Source organism: Desulfotomaculum sp., from assembly GCF_982386235.1.
Genome location: NZ_CEVWQM010000011.1, coordinates 40,081 through 60,304, shown reverse-complemented (window position 1 = coordinate 60,304; position 20,224 = coordinate 40,081). Strand labels below are relative to the sequence as shown.

Here is a 20,224-nt window from a genome sequence, read left to right as displayed (position 1 = left end):
GCGAAGAAGCTAAATGCAGGGAATAACGGTTGCCAATAAAGATCATTGCCAGTTTATCCAGTTTGCTGCTTTTAAGCAGGACAATCGGATTGTACATGGTTTTACCACCCGAGTAGGGGGCATCAGTCAGCAGCCCTATGCTGAATTAAATATGGCCTTACATGTGGGTGACAATCCAGGGCATGTTCAGGCCAATCGTCGGATCGCCTGCCAGGCTTTGGGTATGCCACACCAAGATCTTGTTGCAGCCGTGCAGGTCCATGGTAACCGTGTACAGGTTGTTGGTCCAGAACATCGAGGTAGGGGGGCCGTAGATTATTCTACGGCTTTGCCCGATACCGACGCTTTAATTACAAATTCACCCGGTGTACCCTTATCCAGCTATTATGCTGACTGTGTACCAATCCTTTATTATGATCCGGTGAAAAAATGTGTGGGGTTGGCCCATGCTGGTTGGCGGGGTACGGTCCAGCGAATCGCCTCAGAGACGGTACGGCAAATGGAACTGGCCTTTGGTTGCAATCCCGGTGATATTTTAGTGGGAATTGGGCCTTCCATTGGTCCCTGTTGTTACCAGGTGGATGAACCCGTTCAACAAGTGGTGGTTAGTCGGTTTAAACAATGGAGGGAACTTCTTAAACCAGCAGGCGTTGGACACTGGAAACTTCACCTGTGGGAGACCAATCGCCAGGCTCTCTTGGAGGCAGCAATAAAGCCGGAAAATATTACTTTGGCTGGCCTGTGTACCGTTTGCCATAATGATATGTTTTTTTCCCATCGTGCAGAAAAAGGGAAGACGGGTCGTATGGCATCCTTAATTATGATTAAGTAACCGAAAGAAAGAGGGATCGATCATGCCCAAGGTACTTGTGGTGGATGATGAGCAACCCATTCGCGAATTAATTAAGTATAATTTGGAGCGGGAGGATTATCAGGTATTGCAGGCAGGCGATGGGGATACCGCTCTGGAAATGGCCAGGGCAGAAATGCCAGATATTATTTTACTGGATGTGATGCTGCCAGGTCAGGATGGTTTGTCTGTTTGCCGGACACTAAATCAGCAAACCAACACCCGTGCGATCCCCATTATCATGCTTAGTGCCAAGGGCGAAGAACTGGATAAGGTGTTGGGCTTGGAAATGGGGGCAGACGATTATATTACCAAGCCCTTTAGCCCACGGGAACTTCTGGCTCGTATAAAGGCTCGTCTAAGGCGGCAAACTGTGGATAATCAGCTTTCCGATGAAACGGGCAGAATTATTATTGACAAGCTGGTGATTGATCAGGAACGTTTTATCGTATCTTATAAAGGCATTAAACAAGATTTTACCCCCAAGGAATTTGAGCTATTAAGGTATCTAGCCAGAAACCCTGGCAAGGTGTTTACGCGTGATTTTCTTTTGGAGCAAATATGGGGTTATGATTTTAGTGGTGACTCGAGAACGGTTGATGTTCATATCCGTCATATTCGGCAAAAATTAGAGCAAATCCCAGAGGCACCGCAATTTATCGAGACAGTCAGGGGAGTAGGTTATCGTTTCAAGGAGGTCTAGTTTAAAGTGCTAAAGGGGATGAGGCAGCGTACTTTAGGAAGCTATGCTTGCCTTTTTTTTATCTACTTTCTTCTTGCCATACTTTTTTATATTGGCTCAGCGAACCTTCTCACCGTGCTGCTGGGCTCTTTTTGGGCCACAGTTTTTATGGCTTGGTTAACCATCCGACGGTTAATTAGACCGGTTGAGCAAATTACTTCTGTTGCCCAGGAGATGGCGGGAGGTTTTTTAGATACAGAAATTCGGGTAGAAGGTGAAGAGGAACTGGATGACCTGGCCTGGAGCATTAACTATATGGCTCGGGAACTGAGAAAAAATTTAATTGTAATCACGGAAGAAAGGAACCGTGCCCAGGCTATTTTAAACAGTATGGCCGACGGTGTGATTGCCCTGGACAAGCATGGCCGGGTCATTCTAATCAACCCGGTGGTAGAAGAGATATTTAAAATTAAAGAGGCTAATTGGCTTGGTGATGAACTGATTAAAGTAATTCGCAACCATGAGTTAGAAGAACTTTTTATCAAAGCACTGCATGAAATGCAGCCGGTGGACCATGGTGAAGTACAAGTAATAACACCACAGCCTAAATTATTTCGCGTTCAGGTTACTCCCCTTAAGGGAAAGAATGATGAAAAAATTGGGGTAGTTGGTCTGTTAACAGACGTAACCGAAAGGCGTAAACTGGAAAGGATGAAGACTGAGTTTGTGGCCAATGTTTCCCATGAGTTGAGGACTCCCCTCACATCCATTAACGGTTTTGTGGAAACCTTGCTGGATGGGGCCATTGAGGAACCAACCGTAGCACAAAAATTTTTGGGTATTATTAGTGCCGAAGGAAAGCGCTTAGAGAATCTTATTGATGATCTTTTAAAATTATCCCATTTGGAGGATCGGAGTACTAAACTAAACAAACAACCGGTTGATTTGGTGAATGTTATTCGCAATACAATGGAGATGTTCGAGGGACGGGCCAGGGAAAAGGATATTGCGATAACAGCGGAGATACAGGATGATCTGCCCACCGTACCGGGTGATCAGGGCTTTTTAGCCCAGGTCATGATTAATCTATTGGACAACGCCATAAAATATACAATGTCTGGGGGCAAGGTGAATATTTCGGTTGTTTTTAATCAAGAAAAGGTTGAGACCTCTGTGTCTGATACCGGCATTGGTATTCCTGAAGAAAATCTACCGCGGGTATTTGAAAGATTTTATCGGGTTGATAAGGCCAGAAGTAGATCAATGGGTGGTACGGGCCTGGGTCTTTCCATATGTAAGCATATCATAGAAGCCCATAGTGGAAGAATCTATGTAAAAAGCAATCATCGAGGCAGCACCTTTACCTTTACCTTGCCATTAAATCCAAAGAAGCATCGAAGGTTGATTTAACTTGCACGATCTGAAAGTATAAAAATTCTAAGGATGATCGTAGATGACTTTCATGCCGCTGGTCAGTACCATCCGAACAAGGAGAATAGAAAGCGATTATCAGGCTAGAAGAACTTGGCTTCCGTTTGCGTCTAAAGACTTTGCGCAAGCCAAGTTCTTCTAGTAAAATAAGAAAAAACGCCCTTATGGGTGTTTTTTTTACAAAGGAATTCCTAACGGACCTGTCGAAATCTTTAAACTGGCATATTTAGGCAGGTGATGTTATTGGCAAGGAGATTTGCTAGCAAACCGAAAACAAGACGTCCCAGAAAAAAGCTAGCGGCGAGGATTATGTTTTTTTGCCTAGGTTTGCTCCTCCTATTTTGGTGCTTTTTAAGTTTAAAGGATGTTGTTTATAGAAATATTGCAAGGGTTGAAACACTTCAGCCGGGGCAATTGACAGAGAAAATTGCCGTCTCAGCCCTATTGATTAAGCAGGAATACCTAATCAATGCTCCTCTCAAAGGGGTTATGAAATACTCCGTTTCAGATGGCCAAAAGGTGAAAGCCGGTACTAGCTTGGGAGTATTGGAAGCCCCCAGCATGGACACCGTATCGGGACTAAAACAGTATGCAGTGACTACTCCTGCTGGTGGTATGTTCTGTAACCATATTGATGGCTTGGAAGCTATTTTAGTACCGGGACAATTAGATGTTGTTGAAATGCCGCCTTTGGATAAAATAGATAATAATATTCCTTTGAGCCCAGGGGGCAATGTTGAAAAGGGTGCCCCCATCGCCAAGGTCATTGATAATCTGACGCCAATATTTATAGCCGGAGAGCTTGAGACTGAGAATTTTAAGCAGCTTCAAGAGCTAAAGGATGCTGAAATAAAACTAGAGTGGCAAAACCAATTGGTCAGGGTAAAAATTGATAAGTTAGAGAACAAGGGAGAAAAGAAGGCCTTTGTTTTGGTCATGAAGAATTACCCCGATGAAATCCTCCATCACCGAACAATTGATTTTCAGATTATCACAGAGGAAATTAATGGGTTGCTGATAAAGGAAGCAGCCCTGGTAAGCAAAGATAACAAAGAAGGTTTATATATCATTTGGAAAGGCCTGGTTCGCTGGATGCCAGTTAAAATAATTAAAACGTTAAATGGACAAGCAGCCATAGAAGGTGCGGATATTCAACCGGGTATGTCCTATGTAGTCAATCCAAGGTTTGTCCGGGAGGGAGACAAGCTATAGAAAAGGCGGGAATGACATTGCGTATTGCTGATAACCTTTCAACAATAAAACAACAAATTTTGGACAGTGCCTTAAAAGCTGGGAGAAATCCCGTAGAGGTTTCCTTAATTGCGGTAACCAAGAATGTGTCCGCGGCTAGGGCCAATGAATGTATTGCCGCAGGGATCTTTGATTTAGGGGAAAACAGAGTTCAAGAATTACAAAATAAATTACCAGAGGTACCGGAGGCCCGCTGGCATCTAATCGGACACCTGCAAACCAATAAAGTAAAGCACATAATCGGTCGGGTAGCATTGGTACACTCCTTGGATCGCTGGACACTGGCTGAAGAGATTGACAAAAAATCTCAGGCCGCGGGCATTGTAACACCTGTACTGGTTCAGGTCAATGTGGCCGGGGAGGAAACAAAGTTTGGCTTGGAGCTTCAGGAGGCACGTGATTTTGTTGCCGAGGCCGCTGGTTTATCCGGTATTGCAATTCAAGGTCTGATGACCATTGCCCCTTTTGTGACGAACCCGGAGGAGGTTCGACCCGTCTTTAGGCAATTAAAGGGACTGGCCCATGATTTGCAAGATATTCCCGGAGTAAGGATGGATCAATTGTCTATGGGTATGACCAATGATTACAAGGTAGCGATAGAAGAAGGGGCCACTCTGATAAGAATAGGAACGGCTATTTTTGGCAGTAGATATTAAAGGGGGGGAATTGGATGGCGATGGGTATGTTTGATAAGTTTTTGGGGTTTATTGGTTTTGACGAAACAGAAGAACAACAGGAAGAAAAGGAAGCTGTAGATAAAAGGGAGAATTTGCAGCAGGTCAAAAAGAAAACCGCGCCGGTGGTAAGTATTCACTCAGGTCGCCAACTTAGAGTGGTTGTTTGTGAACCTGCTTCCTTTGATGAGGCACATCAGATAGCGGAAAACCTAAAAAACCGGCGGGCAGTAGTGGTGAATTTAGAAAAGGCTGGGCCAGAGCAGGCAAGGAGAATTGTTGATTTCATTAGTGGTGCAACCTTTGCCTTAAATGGTGACATGCAGAAAGTAGGGCAAAACATTTTTCTCTTTGTTCCCAGTAATGTTGATATAGCCAATGAGTTAAGAAAAGACACCAAGGAGAAAAGTATCTTTGCCTGGGCAAAATCATAAAAAGTTATAATATGACGGGGTGAACCATGTACACTTTATTATCTTTTATTGAAGTAGCTTTTTGGGTCTATGAAATGATGTTGTTAGCAAGAATTTTATTATCTTGGTTTCCGCACAGCCCACACAATCCAATTATCCGGTTTCTTTACGAAACAACGGACCCTTACTTAAATATTTTTAGGCGAGTCATCCCACCCCTTGGCATGGTGGATATATCTCCTATCGTAGCTTTTCTTGTACTAAGGATGATTCAAAGCTTTATTTTTAACATGGTAAGATAATGAGACTAGATCGTAAGGCCCTGGTGGGTCATCTAAATAGTCCCGATGAAAAAGCTGTGTTAACGAAGGTTTTAGACTCAGTGGAAACCGTGTTAAAAAATCATTCTCCTCAGTTAACACATTTTTATGACCCGTATCATACGGGTCTCATCCTTTCCATGTTGGAACGAATTCATGCGTTGGATTTTGCCACCCAGGGTGGTTACGAAATGGCAGAAAGGACCAGAACTGCCATTTTCCCTGATTATCTGGCTGGTACAGATATCGATTATGAAATTACTCTTTTAGCTGTGGAGGGTAATTTTAAAATGGTACAGGTTAATCACAGGGATTTTCTAGGGTCTTTATTGGGATTAGGCATCCGAAGGGAAATGGTAGGGGATTTAATCGTTACCCCGAAGGGTTGCCAGGTCATGGTAGCCAAGGAGATTGTTTCTTACCTAATGACGAACCTAACCAAGGTACATAAAGTTGGAGTGGAAGTAAGAGAGATTAACTCCGGGGAGTTAGTGCTGCCTGAGTTAAAGGTGAAAGAAATCAAAACAACCGTTGCTTCCCTCCGTTTGGATGCTGTGGCCGCTGCTGGGTTTGGTACCTCCAGAAGCCGCATTGCCCGGGAAATACAGGCGGAAAGACTAAACATAAATTGGCATACTTGTTCCAATGTAGCTGCCCCGATTCAAGAGGGCGATATGCTCTCCATGCGGGGAAGAGGCAGGGTGGAAATATCCGAGATTAAAGGAAACACCAAAAGTGGCCGAATAGGTATAGTGTTAAAACGTTATTTATAACTGGGATAAAAAAGCAGCGGAGGTGTTTCAGGTGAGTTATTTAACGCCAATGGAAATTCAGGCCAAAGGGTTTGATAAAGCCATTAGGGGCTATGATACCAAACAGGTAGACGCCTGGATGCTTAAAATAAAAGATAACTATGAAAAAATGTATGTAGAAAACCATGAGTTAAAGGAACAGCTTAGTCAGAGCCAAGAAAGTATTGTCCACTACCGTGATTTGGAGGATGCTTTACAACGCACCCTGGTGATGGCTCAAAAAAGTGCTGAGGATATGAAAAAAAATGCTGAACGGGAAGCCAAGATTCTGTTGGAACAAGCAGAATTCTCGGCCCGCACCATGACCCAGCAGGCCGAAGCAGAATCTGAACGCATTGTTAAGGAAGCCTCCCACAGGGCCGAAGAAATGCTAAAGTTGGCCGAAACAAGGGTTGAGGCCATTTTATTAGAATATCGTCAGTTGGAAAAACAAGCCAAGGTATTTAGGGCCAAGTTTAGAGCCCTGTTAGAAGCCCAAATGGAGCTGATGGAGGGGAAGGTTCAGGCGGTGGAGGAGGAGAGCGTGAGCTGATAATTTAGCCGCCGCCCAGCATCCCTTTGATCTTGGGTCAGGGACGTATCATTTCCAATTACTACCCCATAAGCTGATGGCTATTAGGAGAGTGGACTGGATGCTGGACATAAAAGAGGATCAAAATGGTGTGGTAATAAAAGTGCGGGTTCAGCCCAGGGCTGCCAAAAATAGCCTGGCCGGTGAGATGGAGGGGGCTCTAAAGGTTCGCCTCACGGCACCCCCAGTGGACGGTGCCGCCAACGAAGCCTGCTGTAAGTTTTTTGGGGAAGTTTTTGGCATTGCTAAATCCAATGTAGAGATTGTCTCTGGGCATACCGGTCGGAATAAGCTAGTGCGTATACGGGGGGTCAGTGAAGCAAAGGCAAGGGCTTTGCTTCGTCGTTAGCCATGAGCTATGAAGCCCAAGGCCGATGGCCGTTATTTTCAGGCTAGCTAAAAGCTAACTCAACGACAATAAACCGCAAATGTTGACCTTCCGAACGGTTTTGGTTATAATAGTTCTGTTTATAAATATTCTCAGAACCTTTGAACGGGGTAGTAGATGGTTGGAGGCTGTACAGAGAGTTCGGTACTTGGTGGAATCCGAATCAGTGCCATCCTTTGAAGATCACCCGGGAGGTGCCTGCTGAAACCTGAACAACGGGGAGTAGGCTTGGTCGGCTGCGCTGCCGTTATCAGTGTATCGAGTGTTCAGGTTTTTCCTGTTCATGAGGGTGGTACCGCGGGTAAAGTAGCTCGTCCCTTTAGGGGCGGGCTTTTCTATTTTCTCAATCAAATGCAAAGGTCAGGAGTGAAATATTAGGTGGATTACGGAAAAACACTAAATTTACCTCAAACAGATTTCCCCATGCGGGGCAATTTACCCCAGAGGGAACCAGAAACACAAAAGTATTGGGAAGAAATTGATGTCTACAATAAAGTACAGGAAAAAAATAAGGGCAGAAGAAAATTTATTTTGCATGATGGCCCACCCTATGCCAATGGACATATTCACTTGGGACATACCTTAAATAAAGTGTTAAAGGACATCATTGTTAAATACCGTTCCATGAGTGGTTACGATTCCCCCTATATACCGGGTTGGGATACCCACGGTCTGCCCATTGAGCAGCAAGCAATTAAGCAACTTGGATTGAATCGCCACCAGGTTAATCCGGTGGAATTTCGGGCTAAATGTAAGGATTACGCTCTAAAGTGGGTTAACACCCAAAGAGAGGAATTCCAACGCCTGGGTGTTCGGGGTAACTGGCAAAACCCTTATATAACCCTACTGCCCAAATATGAAGCTACCCAGGTTCGGGTCTTTGGTGAGATGGCCAAAAAAGGCTATATTTACAAGGGCTTAAAACCTGTTTATTGGTGTGCCAGCTGTGAAACTGCTCTGGCCGAAGCAGAAGTAGAATATGCCGATAAAACCTCTCCCTCAATTTATGTGAAATTCCCTGTGAAAGACGGGAAGGGTGTTTTACCCCAGGATGCAGCGGTGGTAATTTGGACCACTACCCCTTGGACCCTGCCAGCTAACGTGGCCATCAGTGTGCACCCGGAATTTGAGTATGTCCTGGCTGTTGTCCAGGGCCAGAAGATTGTTGTGGCCAAAGAATTGTTGGAGTCCTTCAAGCAAGCGGTGGGTGCCGAAGAGGCTGAGGTCCTGGCTACCTATTCAGGAGAACAACTGGAGCGAGTAATTTGTCAGCATCCCTTTATTGAAGAAAGGGAATCACTGGTTATTTTAGGTGAACACGTTACCCTGGAGGCTGGCACCGGTGCGGTGCATACAGCACCGGGCCATGGTGAAGATGACTTTCTGGTTGGTAAAAAGTACAAACTGCCGGTGTTAGCTCCGGTTGACAACCGAGGAAAATTTACCGCCGAGGGCGGCAAGTTTCAGGGGCAGTTTATTATGGATGCCAACAAGAGCATCGTAGAGGAATTAAAGGAACAGGACTCTTTAATGGGTCACGTTCATATTAAGCACCAGTACCCTCACTGCTGGCGCTGTAAGCAACCTATTTTTTTCCGGGCCACCGAGCAGTGGTTTGCATCGGTGGATGGCTTCCGTCAGGCGACACTGCAGGCTATCCGCAATGTCAAATGGGTTCCCTCTTGGGGTGAGGAGCGCATTTACAACATGGTGGAGGGTCGTGGTGACTGGTGTGTTTCCCGTCAGCGGACCTGGGGGGTGCCGATTCCCATTTTCTATTGCAATGATTGTGGCAAAGAAATCATCACGGAGGAGACCATTGCCCACGTTGAAAAACTGTTCAGGGAGCATGGCTCCGACATTTGGTTTGCTAAGGAAGCCAATGAACTGGTGCCAACTGGCTTGACTTGTCCCCACTGTGGTCAGGGTAAGGATTTCCGTAAAGAGACGGACACCATGGATGTTTGGTTTGACTCTGGCTCCAGTCACCTGGCTGTATTAAATCAGCCAGAGTTATGGCCAGAACTGCAGTGGCCGGCAGACCTTTATCTGGAGGGCAGTGACCAGCACAGAGGTTGGTTTAACTCCTCTTTATCCACTTCTGTGGCTGTGACAGGAAAGCCACCCTATCGAGCGGTCTTAACCCACGGTTTTACAGTGGATGAAAAGGGACGTAAAATGTCCAAGTCCCTGGGCAATGTTGTGGACCCCTTAAAGATCTGCGGCCAGATGGGTGCGGATATCCTTCGCCTGTGGGTTTCCTCTGCCGATTACCGAACGGATTTAGCCTTATCTCAGAATATTTTAAAGCAAATGACTGAGTCCTACCGCAAGATTAGAAATACTGCCCGCTTCCTGCTGGGTAATATTTACGACTTTAATCCGGCCAAGGATAAGGTAGCCTATGAAAAGATGTCGGAGTTAGATCGCGTGGCCTTGATGGAACTGCACAAGTTGAATAAGCAAGTACGTAATGCCTATGAAAACTATGAGTTCCACGTTGTTTACCACGCCATCCACAATTATTGTGTGGTGGAACTCAGTGCATTCTACTTAGATATTATCAAGGACCGTCTCTATACCGCAGTTCCAGATTCCTTGGAGCGTCGGTCGGCTCAGACTGTTCTTTACGAAGCACTGGATGCTTTGGTTCGGCTGTTGACACCAATCCTGGCCTTTACCACCGAAGAGATTTATAAATATATGCCGGTGGAGGGAGAACGCCTGGCCAGTGTACAATTATTGGATATGCCAGAAGTAAATGTTGAGTACATGGACATTGAACTGGAAAAGAAATGGGATAAAATCCATGAAATTCGCAAAGAAGTATTAAAGGCCTTAGAAGTGGCCCGTCAGAACAAGGCGATTGGCAATGCCCTGGAAGCCCAAGTTGATCTTTATGTTGCCGGGGAAGTGGCGAAATTGCTCAAACCAATGGCAGGGGAGCTAACCACTCTCTTCATTGTCTCGAAAGTAAACCTACACCCATTGGCAGAGGCTCCGGCAAATGCCATGAAAGCAGAGGAACTGGAACTGGCCGTCCAGGTGGTTGCAGCCACAGGTGCCAAGTGTGAGCGCTGTTGGATGTACCACGAAGAAGTGGGCAGCCATGCCGAGCACACCACCCTTTGCCCCCGCTGTGCTGGTGTGGTGACAAATACCACCCGCTAAGTAACCACCCGCTTTATTGCATGGATTGCTTAAGGATTATTTTTTGGCCATGGCCCACGGCTCTGGCTAAGTAAGAAAAGAGTTACCTCGTTTTGAGGTAACTCTTTTTACTCCTTCGCCCTTAATGCATTTAAATCAATGATACCCTTTTTGGCCCGTTGGGTGATGATGCCACCGATGCGTCCTGACTCGGCGGAGGTCAAACCGCCCCAGCCATCCTGCTTAACCTTGTGGTCTAGACCTAATTCGGTGGCAATTTCCAATTTCAACAAATCCATTGGGGTAGGTTTTTTGGGTGGTTTTGTTCGTTCCTTGCGTTCCCTGGCTTCTTTTTTCTGCTTGATGGAATGGTTTAAATGTTGAACCACTGAGTCCATAGTAACCTCCTAAAACGCTTAGAAAACTTGATAGCATAAACGCCCGCAGCCAAATTAAAGCGGGCGTTTATGATCCTATCGATGCAGTTTCTTAATAGCTACTTGGTTTTGGGTTGGATTCGGTTACCGATATCCTCTATTTCATTTGTAAAGCTTGAGACCGGCCGGCCCTGGGTAATTCCCTGTGCCACATTTTTAATTCTTGTCACCGTATCAGCATCAGAGGAAACCATGACCGTGTAATTAGGTGCTGCATTTTTCACTTGATCAAGCACCCTTCTTTCTACCTCTGCCGATCTGTTTTTTTCTAAATTGGCATTTAGATCCAAGCCCAGATAAATATTACTGCCGGCAATTACCGCTGTAGAACCCCGTACACCTTCCACTCCATTTGCCTCGTCAACCACCCGATCTGCAACTTCCCTGGGGTAATTTTGGTTCTGGTTGTTATTAGGATTTGCTGGGTTTGTTGGATTTGTGGGTGCTGTAGGAGCTGGTGGGGTTGGTTCCATTGGCTTTTTGGCCGGAGTACAACCACCAAAGAGCAATGCGGTTCCAAGTAATAGAGTTGCGGGCAATACTAGAAATTTTTTTGTTTTATCCAAATTTAGCACCTCCAAAATTATCGTTAATTGTATTATTTCTTAACAGCTATAGATTATGCCGCCTATTTATAGGTATACTTTGACTACTCTGTTTTAAAGCACCAGTAAAAAATGAATACCGACAAAAAATATATTTTTCTCAAGAAAGAAGGAACTTTTTGAAATATCAAGAAATAATAAAAAAGTTTTATATATTTTGGATGATGGCTGTGGGAGAGACCCTCGGGGGCGCCGAAGGAGCAAGCCGGTTTGTTGTGCTGTAAAACAGGCGAAACTTTCAGGCAAAAGGACTGTGGCCGGACTGGGCTCTGGAGAGTTCCTGCTAGATTAGCGGACACCCAAGGGGAAGCTTCATCGGAAGTCATCTCTCAGGTTATAGGGACAGAGTTATACCAGCAAAGGAGGTATAGCTATGTCCTTTTTATTTTTCTTAAAAATATCAGGACAGAGACATAATACTACGGGAGGTGGAGATATGCAGGAAGTAAAACGGACACCCTTGTACCAGGTGCATGTTGCGGCGGGTGCCAAGATGGTGGAATTTGGTGGCTGGCAAATGCCGGTACAGTATGAGGGGATTATCAAGGAACATCAAGCCGTCCGCTCTGCCGCAGGTTTATTTGATGTTTCCCACATGGGGGAAATCGAAATTTCCGGTCCGGCGGCCAGGGAGTTTGTTCAGAAGCTAATAACCAATGACCTAACACGACTAGAACCAGGTAAGGCCATTTATTCACCCATGTGCAATCCCCAGGGTGGTACCATTGATGATTTATTGGTATACCAATTGGAAGATCAACAGTATTTGTTGGTGGTAAATGCTTCGAACACAGATAAGGATTTTAACTGGCTTAAAGATAACCAGATCCCCGGTGTGGATATAAAAAATGTATCAGACGCAACTTGCCAGTTGGCCCTGCAGGGACCAAAGGGGGAAAAGATTTTACAAAAATTAACTGCGGTTAAGCTTGCTGAAATTAAGCCCTTTTCCTTTGTTTACGGCATTGTTGAAGGAATAAATTGTCTAATTTCCCGTACGGGTTACACCGGTGAAGCAGGCTTCGAGTTGTATTTTCCGGCAGCCCATGCAGAAATGCTATGGCATACGATCATGGAGGCCGGAGCCCCAGAGGGCATCACAGCTGCGGGCCTGGGGGCCAGGGATACTCTGCGGTTTGAAGCGTGCTTGGCACTTTATGGCCATGAATTAACCGATGCTATTTCCCCTCTGATGGCGGGGCTAGGCTGGACTGTAAAATTTAACAAGCCGGAGTTTATTGGCAAAGAAGCACTGCTGCGGCAAAAGGAGGCAGGGCCGGCTTATAAACTAGTGGGCATTGAAATGATTGACCGGGGGATACCCCGTCAGGGTTATGTCCTTGTAAAAGAGGACCAGGAGATTGGTTGGTTTACCTCTGGTACCTTTGCACCAACCATCGGCAAGAACCTAGGCCTGGCCTATGTATTGGTGGAACATGCAGCGATAGGCAGTGAATTGGCTGTTATGATTCGCAACAAACCACTAAAGGCAAAAATTGTGGAAAAACCATTCTATAAACGGGAGGTATAAAGGATGAATTTACAGGCTGATTTAAAGTACACCAAAGATCATGAATGGGTAAAGGTTGAAGGTAATCGGGCCATCATTGGGATTACGGATTATGCCCAGGATTCACTGGGAGATATCGTATTTGTTGAGCTCCCCTCGGTGGGGGAAGAAGTTGAGGCGGCAGAGTCCTTTGGTGTGGTGGAATCTGTTAAGACCGCCAGCGATCTATACTCTCCGATAAGTGGCAAGGTACTTGAGGTCAATGAAGGACTGGCCGATGCACCAGAACTGGTGAACCAGGAACCCTATGGCAAGGGCTGGATGATTATTGTTGAATTAGACAACCCAGCTGAGTTGGACGATCTAATGGATGCCGAGCAATATCAGTCGATGGTAGAAAAAGCCTAAAGGGGAAAAGAGGTAGGTAATTTTGAAATTCATTCCTCATACGGATAATGAACTTCGCCAGATGCTACAGGCCATCGGTATTGAAAACACGGATCAGTTGTTTCAGGATATTCCTCCCCAGGTTCGGTTAAACCGTGAACTGGCTGTGGCGGATGGACTGACGGAAATGGAATTGCAGCACCACATGGCTGCCTTAGCCGGACAAAATCAAGGAGTGGATCAAACCATTTGTTTTCTAGGGGCCGGGGCCTATGATCATTACGTCCCCAGTGCCGTGAAACATGTTTTGTCCCGGGCAGAGTTTTATACGGCCTATACACCCTATCAGCCGGAAATCAGTCAGGGAGTGCTGCAAAGTATCTTTGAATATCAGAGCATGGTTTGTCTCTTGACTGGCATGGATGCCGCCAATGCATCGATGTACGACGGGGCCAGTGCTTTGGCCGAGGCGGCTTTGATGGCTTGTGCAGCTACCCGGCGTGAACGGGTGCTGGTGGCTAAGACCGTACACCCGGAATACCGTGAGGTAGTAAAAACCTACTTGCACGGGCCAGCTATTGATATTTCGGAAATAGCCTTTGAACAGGGCGTAACCCAATTGACGGATCTTGATAACAAATTGGATAAAAATACCGCTGCCATCTTAGTTCAGTATCCCAACTTTTTTGGTTGTATTGAGGATCTGGTGCAAATGGCGGACAAGGCCCATGCTGTAGGGGCACTGCTGGTGGTTTGCGCTGACCCCATTGCCTTGGGCCTGCTCAAATCCCCTGGCCAATGTGGTGCCGATATCGTTGTAGGGGAAGGACAACCTTTGGGTATTCCCCTGTCCTACGGGGGTCCCTATCTGGGCTTTATGGCCTGCAAGGAAAAACTAGTCCGCAAAATGCCCGGTCGGATTGTGGGCCAAACCGTTGATGTGGATGGCAAAAGGGGCTATGTACTGACCCTCCAGGCCCGGGAACAACATATTCGCCGGGATAAGGCAACCTCTAATATCTGCTCCAATCAGGCCCTGTGTGCCCTGGCAGCCACCGTTTACTTAAGTTTGGTAGGACGGCGGGGTTTAAGACAGGTGGCTGAACGATGCCTGCAAAAGACAGCCTATGCTAAAAAGTTACTGTCCTCACTGCCTGGCTATCAGTTGCCTTGGCCAACACCGGTTTTTAAGGAGTTTGTCCTAAAAACAAAGGTGTCACCGGAAAAAATTAACCAGGAACTGCTTAAAGACAATATTTTAGGTGGCCTTGACCTTGGAATTTACTATCCGGAACTGGCGGGACATATGTTGTTTTGTGTAACAGAAAAAAGGAATCGCCAAGAGATCGAATTGTTGGCGCAGCGATTGGGGGTAATATCATGACGGAAAAGTTAATTTTTGAACTAAGTTCACCGGGTCGCCCGGGGATTGTATTTCCGGCCAATGATGTACCAGAAGTTTCCCCCCAAGACTTATTACCATCTGAATATATCAGGGAACAAGAAGTCCCCCTGCCCGAAGTCAGTGAGGGTGACGTGGTAAGGCACTTTGTCAGGCTTTCCCGGCTAAACTTTGGTGTGGATGTGGGGTTTTACCCCCTGGGGTCCTGTACCATGAAATATAGCCCCAAAATCGCTGAGGATGCAGCGGTTCTAAGCGGTTTTGCTAAGTTGCACCCTTACCAGGCAGAAGAACTTTGCCAGGGGGCACTGCAGCTGATGGCTGAAACCCAGCGGGACTTGGCTGAGATCACCGGCATGGATGCCTTTACCCTCCAACCAGCTGCTGGTGCCCATGGCGAAATGGCGGGCATGCTTCTTATTAAAGCCTATCTGGAAAGCAAAGGGGAGACAGGACGCACCAAGGTCATTGTGCCTGACTCAGCCCATGGTACAAATCCGGCTACGGCAACCCTATGTGGTTTTCAAGTGGTGGAAGTGAAGTCTGACCAGCGGGGCGGCGTTGATCTGGAGGCTTTAAAACAAGTGCTGGGGCCGGATGTGGCGGCACTGATGCTAACCAACCCCAGTACCCTGGGACTCTTTGAAGATAACATTAAGGAAATTGCCGACCTCGTACACCAGTCCGGCGGGCTTTTGTATTACGATGGGGCAAACCTCAATGCCATTATGGGCTATGCTCGACCCGGTGACATGGGTTTTGATGTGGTGCACCTAAACTTGCACAAGACCTTTGGTACACCCCATGGCGGCGGCGGTCCAGGTGCCGGGCCAGTTGGCGTCAAGGCAGCCTTGGAACCCTTTCTGCCAAAACCAGTGATTAGGCAGCAGGACGGCAAATATCTGCTTGATTACCAACGTCCCCAATCCATTGGCCGGGTGAAAGCCTTCTTTGGTAATTTTGGTGTTGTGGTAAAGGCTTATACCTATATCAAGGCCTTGGGAGGTAAGGGATTAAAAGAGGCTTCGGAGTATGCTGTGCTCAATGCAAATTATCTCATGAAGCGGCTCTCTAAGGAACTCCGGGTTCCCTTCCCAAGGACTTGTATGCACGAGTTTGTGGCTGTACCTCCGGCGGATATGAAGGAGCGGGGGATTAGAACTCTGGATATTGCCAAGAGACTTTTGGATTATGGTTATCATCCACCAACGGTATATTTCCCCCTCATTGTAGAGGAATCCATCATGATCGAGCCTACGGAAACAGAAAGCAAGGAAACGCTGGATGAGTTTGCCGCCAATTTAATCAAGGTATTGGAAGAAGCAAGAGAAAACCCAGATACCCTGAAAAACGCACCCTATACGACCCCCGTGCGCAGACTGGATGAAGTAACAGCAGCCCGTAAGCCGATCTTGAAGAGTCAATTGCCCGGTTGATCGTGAATATTTGTGGGACTTCATCTTGAAACTAGAAGATGGAGTCCCTTTCTTAGCCATCAGCTGCTAGCTCGTGACTCACGGGGACGGTTCTTTTGAGCCTAGAGAGCCGTCCCCGTGAGTCTAAAAGGGGGATTTTTCGTGGACGCGATCCAACAGAAGAAAATAAAGGTGGCCCGACTCGCCATTCTCTCCAACTCCCTATTGACGATTGGCAAATTATTGGTGGGTCTTAGAATGGGTTCCATTGGAGTTATATCGGAAGCCATTCACTCCGGGTTGGATTTAATTGCCTCCCTAATTGCCTTTATGGCAGTACGGCAATCTGGCAAGCCAGCGGATGCTGAACACCAATATGGGCATGGGAAGTATGAGAATTTGGCCAGTATTATTGAAGCAATCTTAATAATAGTAGCAGCCGTGGGTATTTTTGTTCAGGCTGTGCCAAAGCTGTGGCAGGGTGAACAGGAAATCGAATCGCTGGGTTGGGGTGCGGCGGTTATGGTTATTTCTGCGGCAGTTAACTTTGTTATTTCCAGAAGACTGATGGCTGTGGGCAAAGAAACCGATTCGCCGGCCCTCGTGGCGGATGGGTGGCACCTAAAAACAGATGTCTATACCTCCCTGGGAGTATTTGTCGGACTGGGTGCCATCTACCTGACAGGGTTTACCCTCTTGGACCCAATCGTTGGGATCATTGTGGGGATGATGATTGTAAGGGCAGGCTTTGATTTAATTCGGGAATCCATGGGTGTGATGTTGGATGTCAGCTTACCATCGGAGGAAGAGAAAGTAATAAAAGAAGTATTGGCCAAGCATTCGGATCAATACATTGAGTATCATGGTTTGCGAACCCGAAAATCTGGTCCCTACCGTTATGTAGACCTTCATTTAGTTGTACCACGACACCTACCCATTGGTACCGTACATCAGCTATGTGATCATATAGAGGAAGAGATTGAAGGGGAACTACCCAGGGTGCAGGTCTTAATTCATTGTGAACCCTGTGAGGAGGCAAAGGAAGCCTTAGCGAGAGGTTGTTCAGCGGCTGCCTGCCAGGCGGAGGAATGTCCGGTAGGCCCCGAAGAAAAGAATTAGAAAATAAAAAGAGACAGATGAACTGTCCGAAATCACTGAAAATGCTTTTTCATCCTGAGTGGTAGCGAGGGATCTTAAGGCCAGACCATAAGATCCTTCGCTATCGCTCAGGATGATGTGTATTATAATCATTCGTGGTTTCGAGCGTGGTTTCGAGCTGTCCCTTTGCTGTCACAAGTAGTTAACGTAAGGCTTCCTTATGAAAGGATAATTTTTGATTCCCTGCAGGTAAAATTGCATAAGGGGAGATGGTACCTGACACGCTAACTAGGTTTGGCGCTTTAAAATCAATTTTTACTGAATAAATTCGTTTGATATGGGAACGGAAATTTTTTAAACTATAAAAGGGCTGATTATCCTGGGTATGCATTTTTAAATTTTGTGGTAGTTCTATAACTAGAACCACTGGTTTAAAACGACGGTTTAAACCAACCGAATTGCGTGCATCAATCATTGCTTCCAGCAATGTACAACGGATCATGTGTTTCGGCTGAAGACCCTCTCTCATAACTTCTCGAATCTCATCAAGGGATCCCCCTAGAAAAACGTTAGCCATAGGGTTAAACTCCTTTCAGTCAAAGTTTAAGCGTTTTGTTAGCAACCTAATAATGCAAGAATGATGCCAGGTCATCTAGCTGAAAGCAAAGCCGATGGTTGTTCTATTTTACACAAGGTACAATAATCGAACATATCTGAATGTTCTAAAAGAACACATAACCGTTCTGAAATCGAACATTAAAAGGGAGTGTGGCAAACTACTTTGTAGTAATTTGCCACACTCCCCTTTAATGGGGCCTTACATTTCCTTTGCTTCCTTAGGGATGGCTTCTGTTGTTAGGCTGTCCTTAAGTTCAGCAATTAGCATACCGACCAGAATCAAAAGGCAACCGACCCATTGACGGGGGGACAATACCTCTCCGGCCCAAAGCCAGTCGGTTGCTGCAGCAAAAACCGGTTCCGTGATAAAAATAATAGCCGTATGGGTAGCAGAGGTAAATCTCTGAACGGAGTTTTGGATTAAAAAGGCTAGGGCAGTTGCTGGTATTGCTGTAATTAAAAGGCCGGTCCAGACTGGGCGAGTAAATTCAGCGGGCAAGGTCTCCCGAGCAAGTCCAAAGCTAAGACTGATGACGGCGACCACTCCCACCTGAAGAATGGCCAACAATACTGGGTCATGTTTGGGTGCGTATTTTCCTACCAGGATAATATGTGCTGCGTAGCAAATGGCGCAGAAAAAGCACAATATATCGCCAAAACGGATAGACAGGTTATTTCCTATTGACAATAATCCCAACCCCAGAGTGGCACTGGTGACACCGAAAATAAGTACCAGGCTAGGAATTTTTTTTGTGATGAGGGCTGTGAACAGCGGTACTAAAACCACGGCCAAACCAGTTATAAAGCCGGCATTAGAAGCAGTGGTATATTTTAGACCAACCGTTTGAAAGGCATAACCCATAAATAAAAAAACGCCAATAAATGAGCCGGCCTTTAATGTCGCTCTATCGATGTTTCGGAAACGCTTGCTATATATTAAAGCCAGAAAAGCAAAGGCTATGGCAAAACGAATCCCTATGAAATAGTAGGGACCAATACCAGAAAGGGCATCCTGCACCACCACAAAGGTAACACCCCAAACAAAGCTAACCGCTAATAGAGCTAAATCTGCCTGCATTTGCAGTGCTTTTGTCATTAAATCGCCTCCAGAGGAACATTCCAATATATTCTCTCACTCCAAAATCAAGCTGTCAATTTAATTTAAAAGGCCAGCCAGGAGCACAGGGGGACGGTTCTTTTGTGTTGTTCTATAGAACAACACAAAAGAACCGTCCCCCTGTGCTCCTTGTGCTCCGATAGTATAAAAAAAGCTTAACAAAAAGAAGGAATTTGACGAATGATGCAGAAACACATTTTTATGAAAACAAACAAATAAATATTCAATGTTGCGCGGGACTAATTTTAGGAGGGAACCATAATGAAAAAGTCTATTAAGTTTATCGGTTTGCTGGCATTAATGTTAGCACTGGCAGTTTCTGCTGTAGGTTGTGGTGGCAGTGATAAAGAACCTGCTAAGGATGTCGCCGCTAAACCCAAGCTCATTGCAGCGGCAGATGCCACCTTTGCCCCCTTTGAATTTACGGATACCAGTACCGGGAAATATGTTGGTTTTGATGTAGAACTAATTCAAGCCATTTGTGATGAAATTGGTTACGAAATGGAATTCCGCAGTATGGGTTTTGATGGTTTGATTGCTGCTCTGCAGGCCAACCAAATCGATGCTGTTGTTTCGGCCATGACCATTACAGAAAAACGTAAAGCGGAAGTTGATTTTTCAGATCCCTATTACAAGTCTGGTCTGATTGTTGCTGTACAAGCCAAGAACAATGAAATTAAAGGCTTTGATGACCTCAAGGGTAAGAAGATTGCTGTCCAAAGTGGTACCACTGGTGCCCTGCAGGCTGAAAAAATCACGGATAAAAATAAAATTACTTATTTCACCAGCTCAGACCAAGCCCTGATGGAACTTAAGAATGGTGCTGTTGACGCAGTGGTAAATGATTATCCAGTTAGTGCTTATTTTATTCAACAGGGTAATAAGGAAGTTAAGTTAGTCGGTGAAATTCTTTCCGCTGAGGAATATGGTATCGCAGTTCCCAAAGGAAAAACGGAGACCGTTGAAAAGTTAAATGCCGGCTTGAAAGCCATCAAAGAAAACGGAAAATATGCTGAAATTTACAAGAAGTGGTTTGGCGAAGAACCAAAATAAAGGTCGACGGACAACCGGATATCATGTACAATAGTGTATG

At 45.8% G+C, this 20,224-nt stretch carries 21 protein-coding genes, 1 riboswitch and 1 other annotated feature; of the genes, 17 read left to right on the top strand and 4 right to left on the bottom strand.

The annotated features are described in order from the left end of the window. The first annotated feature begins 13 nt into the window (after nt 1–13). The 11 genes from pgeF (at nt 14) to ileS (ending at nt 10,563) form a co-directional block, all read left to right on the top strand. A complete protein-coding gene (gene pgeF / locus AC1U9Z_RS08425) occupies nt 14–832 on the top strand; it encodes a peptidoglycan editing factor PgeF (RefSeq protein WP_479956955.1) in 819 nt (272 codons plus the stop codon). A 22-nt stretch (nt 833–854) separates the two neighbouring features. Then, a complete protein-coding gene (locus tag AC1U9Z_RS08420; protein WP_479956953.1) occupies nt 855–1,553 on the top strand; it encodes a response regulator in 699 nt (232 codons plus the stop codon). A gap of 6 nt (nt 1,554–1,559) precedes the next feature. After that, complete coding sequence (gene pnpS / locus AC1U9Z_RS08415) at nt 1,560–2,942, top strand: two-component system histidine kinase PnpS (protein WP_479956951.1); 1,383 nt, start codon at nt 1,560–1,562, stop codon at nt 2,940–2,942. A 435-nt stretch (nt 2,943–3,377) separates the two neighbouring features. Further along, a complete protein-coding gene (locus AC1U9Z_RS08410) occupies nt 3,378–4,175 on the top strand; it encodes a biotin/lipoyl attachment domain-containing protein (protein ID WP_479956949.1) in 798 nt (265 codons plus the stop codon). A 17-nt stretch (nt 4,176–4,192) separates the two neighbouring features. Continuing rightward, nucleotides 4,193–4,870 carry a YggS family pyridoxal phosphate-dependent enzyme gene (locus AC1U9Z_RS08405; RefSeq protein WP_479956947.1) on the top strand — a complete coding sequence of 226 codons (678 nt, stop codon included), beginning with the start codon at nt 4,193–4,195 and terminating at the stop codon, nt 4,868–4,870. Nucleotides 4,871–4,884: 14 nt separating this feature from the next. Continuing rightward, nucleotides 4,885–5,322, top strand: a complete 438-nt coding sequence (locus AC1U9Z_RS08400; RefSeq protein ID WP_479956945.1) for a cell division protein SepF — start codon at nt 4,885–4,887, stop codon at nt 5,320–5,322. A gap of 26 nt (nt 5,323–5,348) precedes the next feature. Beyond that, the gene (locus AC1U9Z_RS08395; RefSeq protein ID WP_333530931.1) at nt 5,349–5,603 is read left to right on the top strand and encodes a YggT family protein; all 255 of its coding nucleotides are present in this window, start codon (nt 5,349–5,351) and stop codon (nt 5,601–5,603) included. Further along, a complete protein-coding gene (locus AC1U9Z_RS08390) occupies nt 5,603–6,394 on the top strand; it encodes a YlmH family RNA-binding protein (RefSeq protein ID WP_479956943.1) in 792 nt (263 codons plus the stop codon). Before AC1U9Z_RS08395 ends, AC1U9Z_RS08390 begins: the two co-directional genes overlap by 1 nt. A 31-nt stretch (nt 6,395–6,425) precedes the next feature. Then, entirely contained in the window at nt 6,426–6,965 is a 540-nt protein-coding gene (locus AC1U9Z_RS08385; RefSeq protein WP_479956941.1) for a DivIVA domain-containing protein, read from the top strand. Between the two features lie 100 nt (nt 6,966–7,065). Next, on the top strand, nt 7,066–7,353 hold the full coding sequence (locus AC1U9Z_RS08380) for a DUF167 domain-containing protein (protein WP_479956939.1): 288 nt from the start codon (nt 7,066–7,068) through the stop codon (nt 7,351–7,353). A gap of 131 nt (nt 7,354–7,484) precedes the next feature. Beyond that, nucleotides 7,485–7,714, top strand: a binding site (T-box leader). 56 nt (nt 7,715–7,770) lie between these two features. Next, nucleotides 7,771–10,563 (top strand): isoleucine--tRNA ligase, encoded by a 2,793-nt coding sequence (ileS, locus tag AC1U9Z_RS08375; RefSeq protein ID WP_479956937.1) that lies wholly within the window; start codon nt 7,771–7,773, stop codon nt 10,561–10,563. Nucleotides 10,564–10,670: 107 nt separating this feature from the next. Here the strand turns inward: ileS and AC1U9Z_RS08370 are convergent, their stop codons facing one another. Beyond that, the gene (locus AC1U9Z_RS08370) at nt 10,671–10,940 is read right to left on the bottom strand and encodes an alpha/beta-type small acid-soluble spore protein (RefSeq protein WP_479956935.1); all 270 of its coding nucleotides are present in this window, start codon (nt 10,938–10,940) and stop codon (nt 10,671–10,673) included. A gap of 98 nt (nt 10,941–11,038) precedes the next feature. Continuing rightward, nucleotides 11,039–11,554, bottom strand: a complete 516-nt coding sequence (locus AC1U9Z_RS08365) for a YhcN/YlaJ family sporulation lipoprotein (protein ID WP_479956933.1) — start codon at nt 11,552–11,554, stop codon at nt 11,039–11,041. Between the two features lie 191 nt (nt 11,555–11,745). Then, nucleotides 11,746–11,848: riboswitch (glycine riboswitch) on the top strand. A 172-nt stretch (nt 11,849–12,020) separates the two neighbouring features. On the opposite strand from AC1U9Z_RS08365, the gene gcvT reads away from it, so the two are divergent. From gcvT to AC1U9Z_RS08340, 5 genes are all read left to right on the top strand, one after another. Next, on the top strand, nt 12,021–13,115 hold the full coding sequence (gcvT, locus tag AC1U9Z_RS08360) for a glycine cleavage system aminomethyltransferase GcvT (protein WP_479957033.1): 1,095 nt from the start codon (nt 12,021–12,023) through the stop codon (nt 13,113–13,115). A 3-nt stretch (nt 13,116–13,118) separates the two neighbouring features. Then, nucleotides 13,119–13,502 (top strand): glycine cleavage system protein GcvH, encoded by a 384-nt coding sequence (gcvH, locus tag AC1U9Z_RS08355; RefSeq protein ID WP_479956931.1) that lies wholly within the window; start codon nt 13,119–13,121, stop codon nt 13,500–13,502. A gap of 22 nt (nt 13,503–13,524) precedes the next feature. Then, nucleotides 13,525–14,865 (top strand): aminomethyl-transferring glycine dehydrogenase subunit GcvPA, encoded by a 1,341-nt coding sequence (gene gcvPA, locus AC1U9Z_RS08350; RefSeq protein WP_479956929.1) that lies wholly within the window; start codon nt 13,525–13,527, stop codon nt 14,863–14,865. Next, a complete protein-coding gene (gene gcvPB / locus AC1U9Z_RS08345) occupies nt 14,862–16,319 on the top strand; it encodes an aminomethyl-transferring glycine dehydrogenase subunit GcvPB (RefSeq protein WP_479956927.1) in 1,458 nt (485 codons plus the stop codon). The genes gcvPA and gcvPB overlap by 4 nt, the downstream gene beginning before the upstream one ends. Nucleotides 16,320–16,460: 141 nt before the next feature. Next, nucleotides 16,461–17,417, top strand: coding sequence for a cation diffusion facilitator family transporter (locus AC1U9Z_RS08340; RefSeq protein WP_479956925.1), 957 nt, complete (start codon nt 16,461–16,463; stop codon nt 17,415–17,417). 181 nt (nt 17,418–17,598) lie between these two features. Here the strand turns inward: AC1U9Z_RS08340 and AC1U9Z_RS08335 are convergent, their stop codons facing one another. Together AC1U9Z_RS08335 and AC1U9Z_RS08330 are read right to left on the bottom strand one after the other, a co-directional pair. Further along, nucleotides 17,599–17,973, bottom strand: a complete 375-nt coding sequence (locus tag AC1U9Z_RS08335; RefSeq protein WP_333530995.1) for a hypothetical protein — start codon at nt 17,971–17,973, stop codon at nt 17,599–17,601. 240 nt (nt 17,974–18,213) lie between these two features. Then, complete coding sequence (locus tag AC1U9Z_RS08330) at nt 18,214–19,110, bottom strand: DMT family transporter (RefSeq protein WP_479956923.1); 897 nt, start codon at nt 19,108–19,110, stop codon at nt 18,214–18,216. A gap of 282 nt (nt 19,111–19,392) precedes the next feature. On the opposite strand from AC1U9Z_RS08330, the gene AC1U9Z_RS08325 reads away from it, so the two are divergent. Beyond that, nucleotides 19,393–20,184: a basic amino acid ABC transporter substrate-binding protein gene (locus tag AC1U9Z_RS08325; protein WP_479956921.1), complete on the top strand. Its 792-nt coding sequence runs from the start codon at nt 19,393–19,395 to the stop codon at nt 20,182–20,184. Nucleotides 20,185–20,224 lie beyond the last annotated feature (40 nt).

Excerpts from the sequence above, each read along its gene's own strand:
- gcvH (WP_479956931.1), top strand. The coding sequence starts at position 13,119 with ATGAATTTACAGGCTGATTTAAAGTACACCAAAGATCATGAATGGGTA.
- AC1U9Z_RS08335 (WP_333530995.1), bottom strand. The coding sequence starts at position 17,973 with ATGGCTAACGTTTTTCTAGGGGGATCCCTTGATGAGATTCGAGAAGTT.
- gcvPB (WP_479956927.1), top strand. The coding sequence starts at position 14,862 with ATGACGGAAAAGTTAATTTTTGAACTAAGTTCACCGGGTCGCCCGGGG.
- AC1U9Z_RS08380 (WP_479956939.1), top strand. The coding sequence starts at position 7,066 with ATGCTGGACATAAAAGAGGATCAAAATGGTGTGGTAATAAAAGTGCGG.
- AC1U9Z_RS08370 (WP_479956935.1), bottom strand. The coding sequence starts at position 10,940 with ATGGACTCAGTGGTTCAACATTTAAACCATTCCATCAAGCAGAAAAAA.
- AC1U9Z_RS08395 (WP_333530931.1), top strand. The coding sequence starts at position 5,349 with ATGTACACTTTATTATCTTTTATTGAAGTAGCTTTTTGGGTCTATGAA.
- pgeF (WP_479956955.1), top strand. The coding sequence starts at position 14 with ATGCAGGGAATAACGGTTGCCAATAAAGATCATTGCCAGTTTATCCAG.
- AC1U9Z_RS08400 (WP_479956945.1), top strand. The coding sequence starts at position 4,885 with ATGGCGATGGGTATGTTTGATAAGTTTTTGGGGTTTATTGGTTTTGAC.
- gcvT (WP_479957033.1), top strand. The coding sequence starts at position 12,021 with ATGCAGGAAGTAAAACGGACACCCTTGTACCAGGTGCATGTTGCGGCG.
- AC1U9Z_RS08325 (WP_479956921.1), top strand. The coding sequence starts at position 19,393 with ATGAAAAAGTCTATTAAGTTTATCGGTTTGCTGGCATTAATGTTAGCA.
- AC1U9Z_RS08420 (WP_479956953.1), top strand. The coding sequence starts at position 855 with ATGCCCAAGGTACTTGTGGTGGATGATGAGCAACCCATTCGCGAATTA.
- AC1U9Z_RS08330 (WP_479956923.1), bottom strand. The coding sequence starts at position 19,110 with ATGACAAAAGCACTGCAAATGCAGGCAGATTTAGCTCTATTAGCGGTT.
- AC1U9Z_RS08390 (WP_479956943.1), top strand. The coding sequence starts at position 5,603 with ATGAGACTAGATCGTAAGGCCCTGGTGGGTCATCTAAATAGTCCCGAT.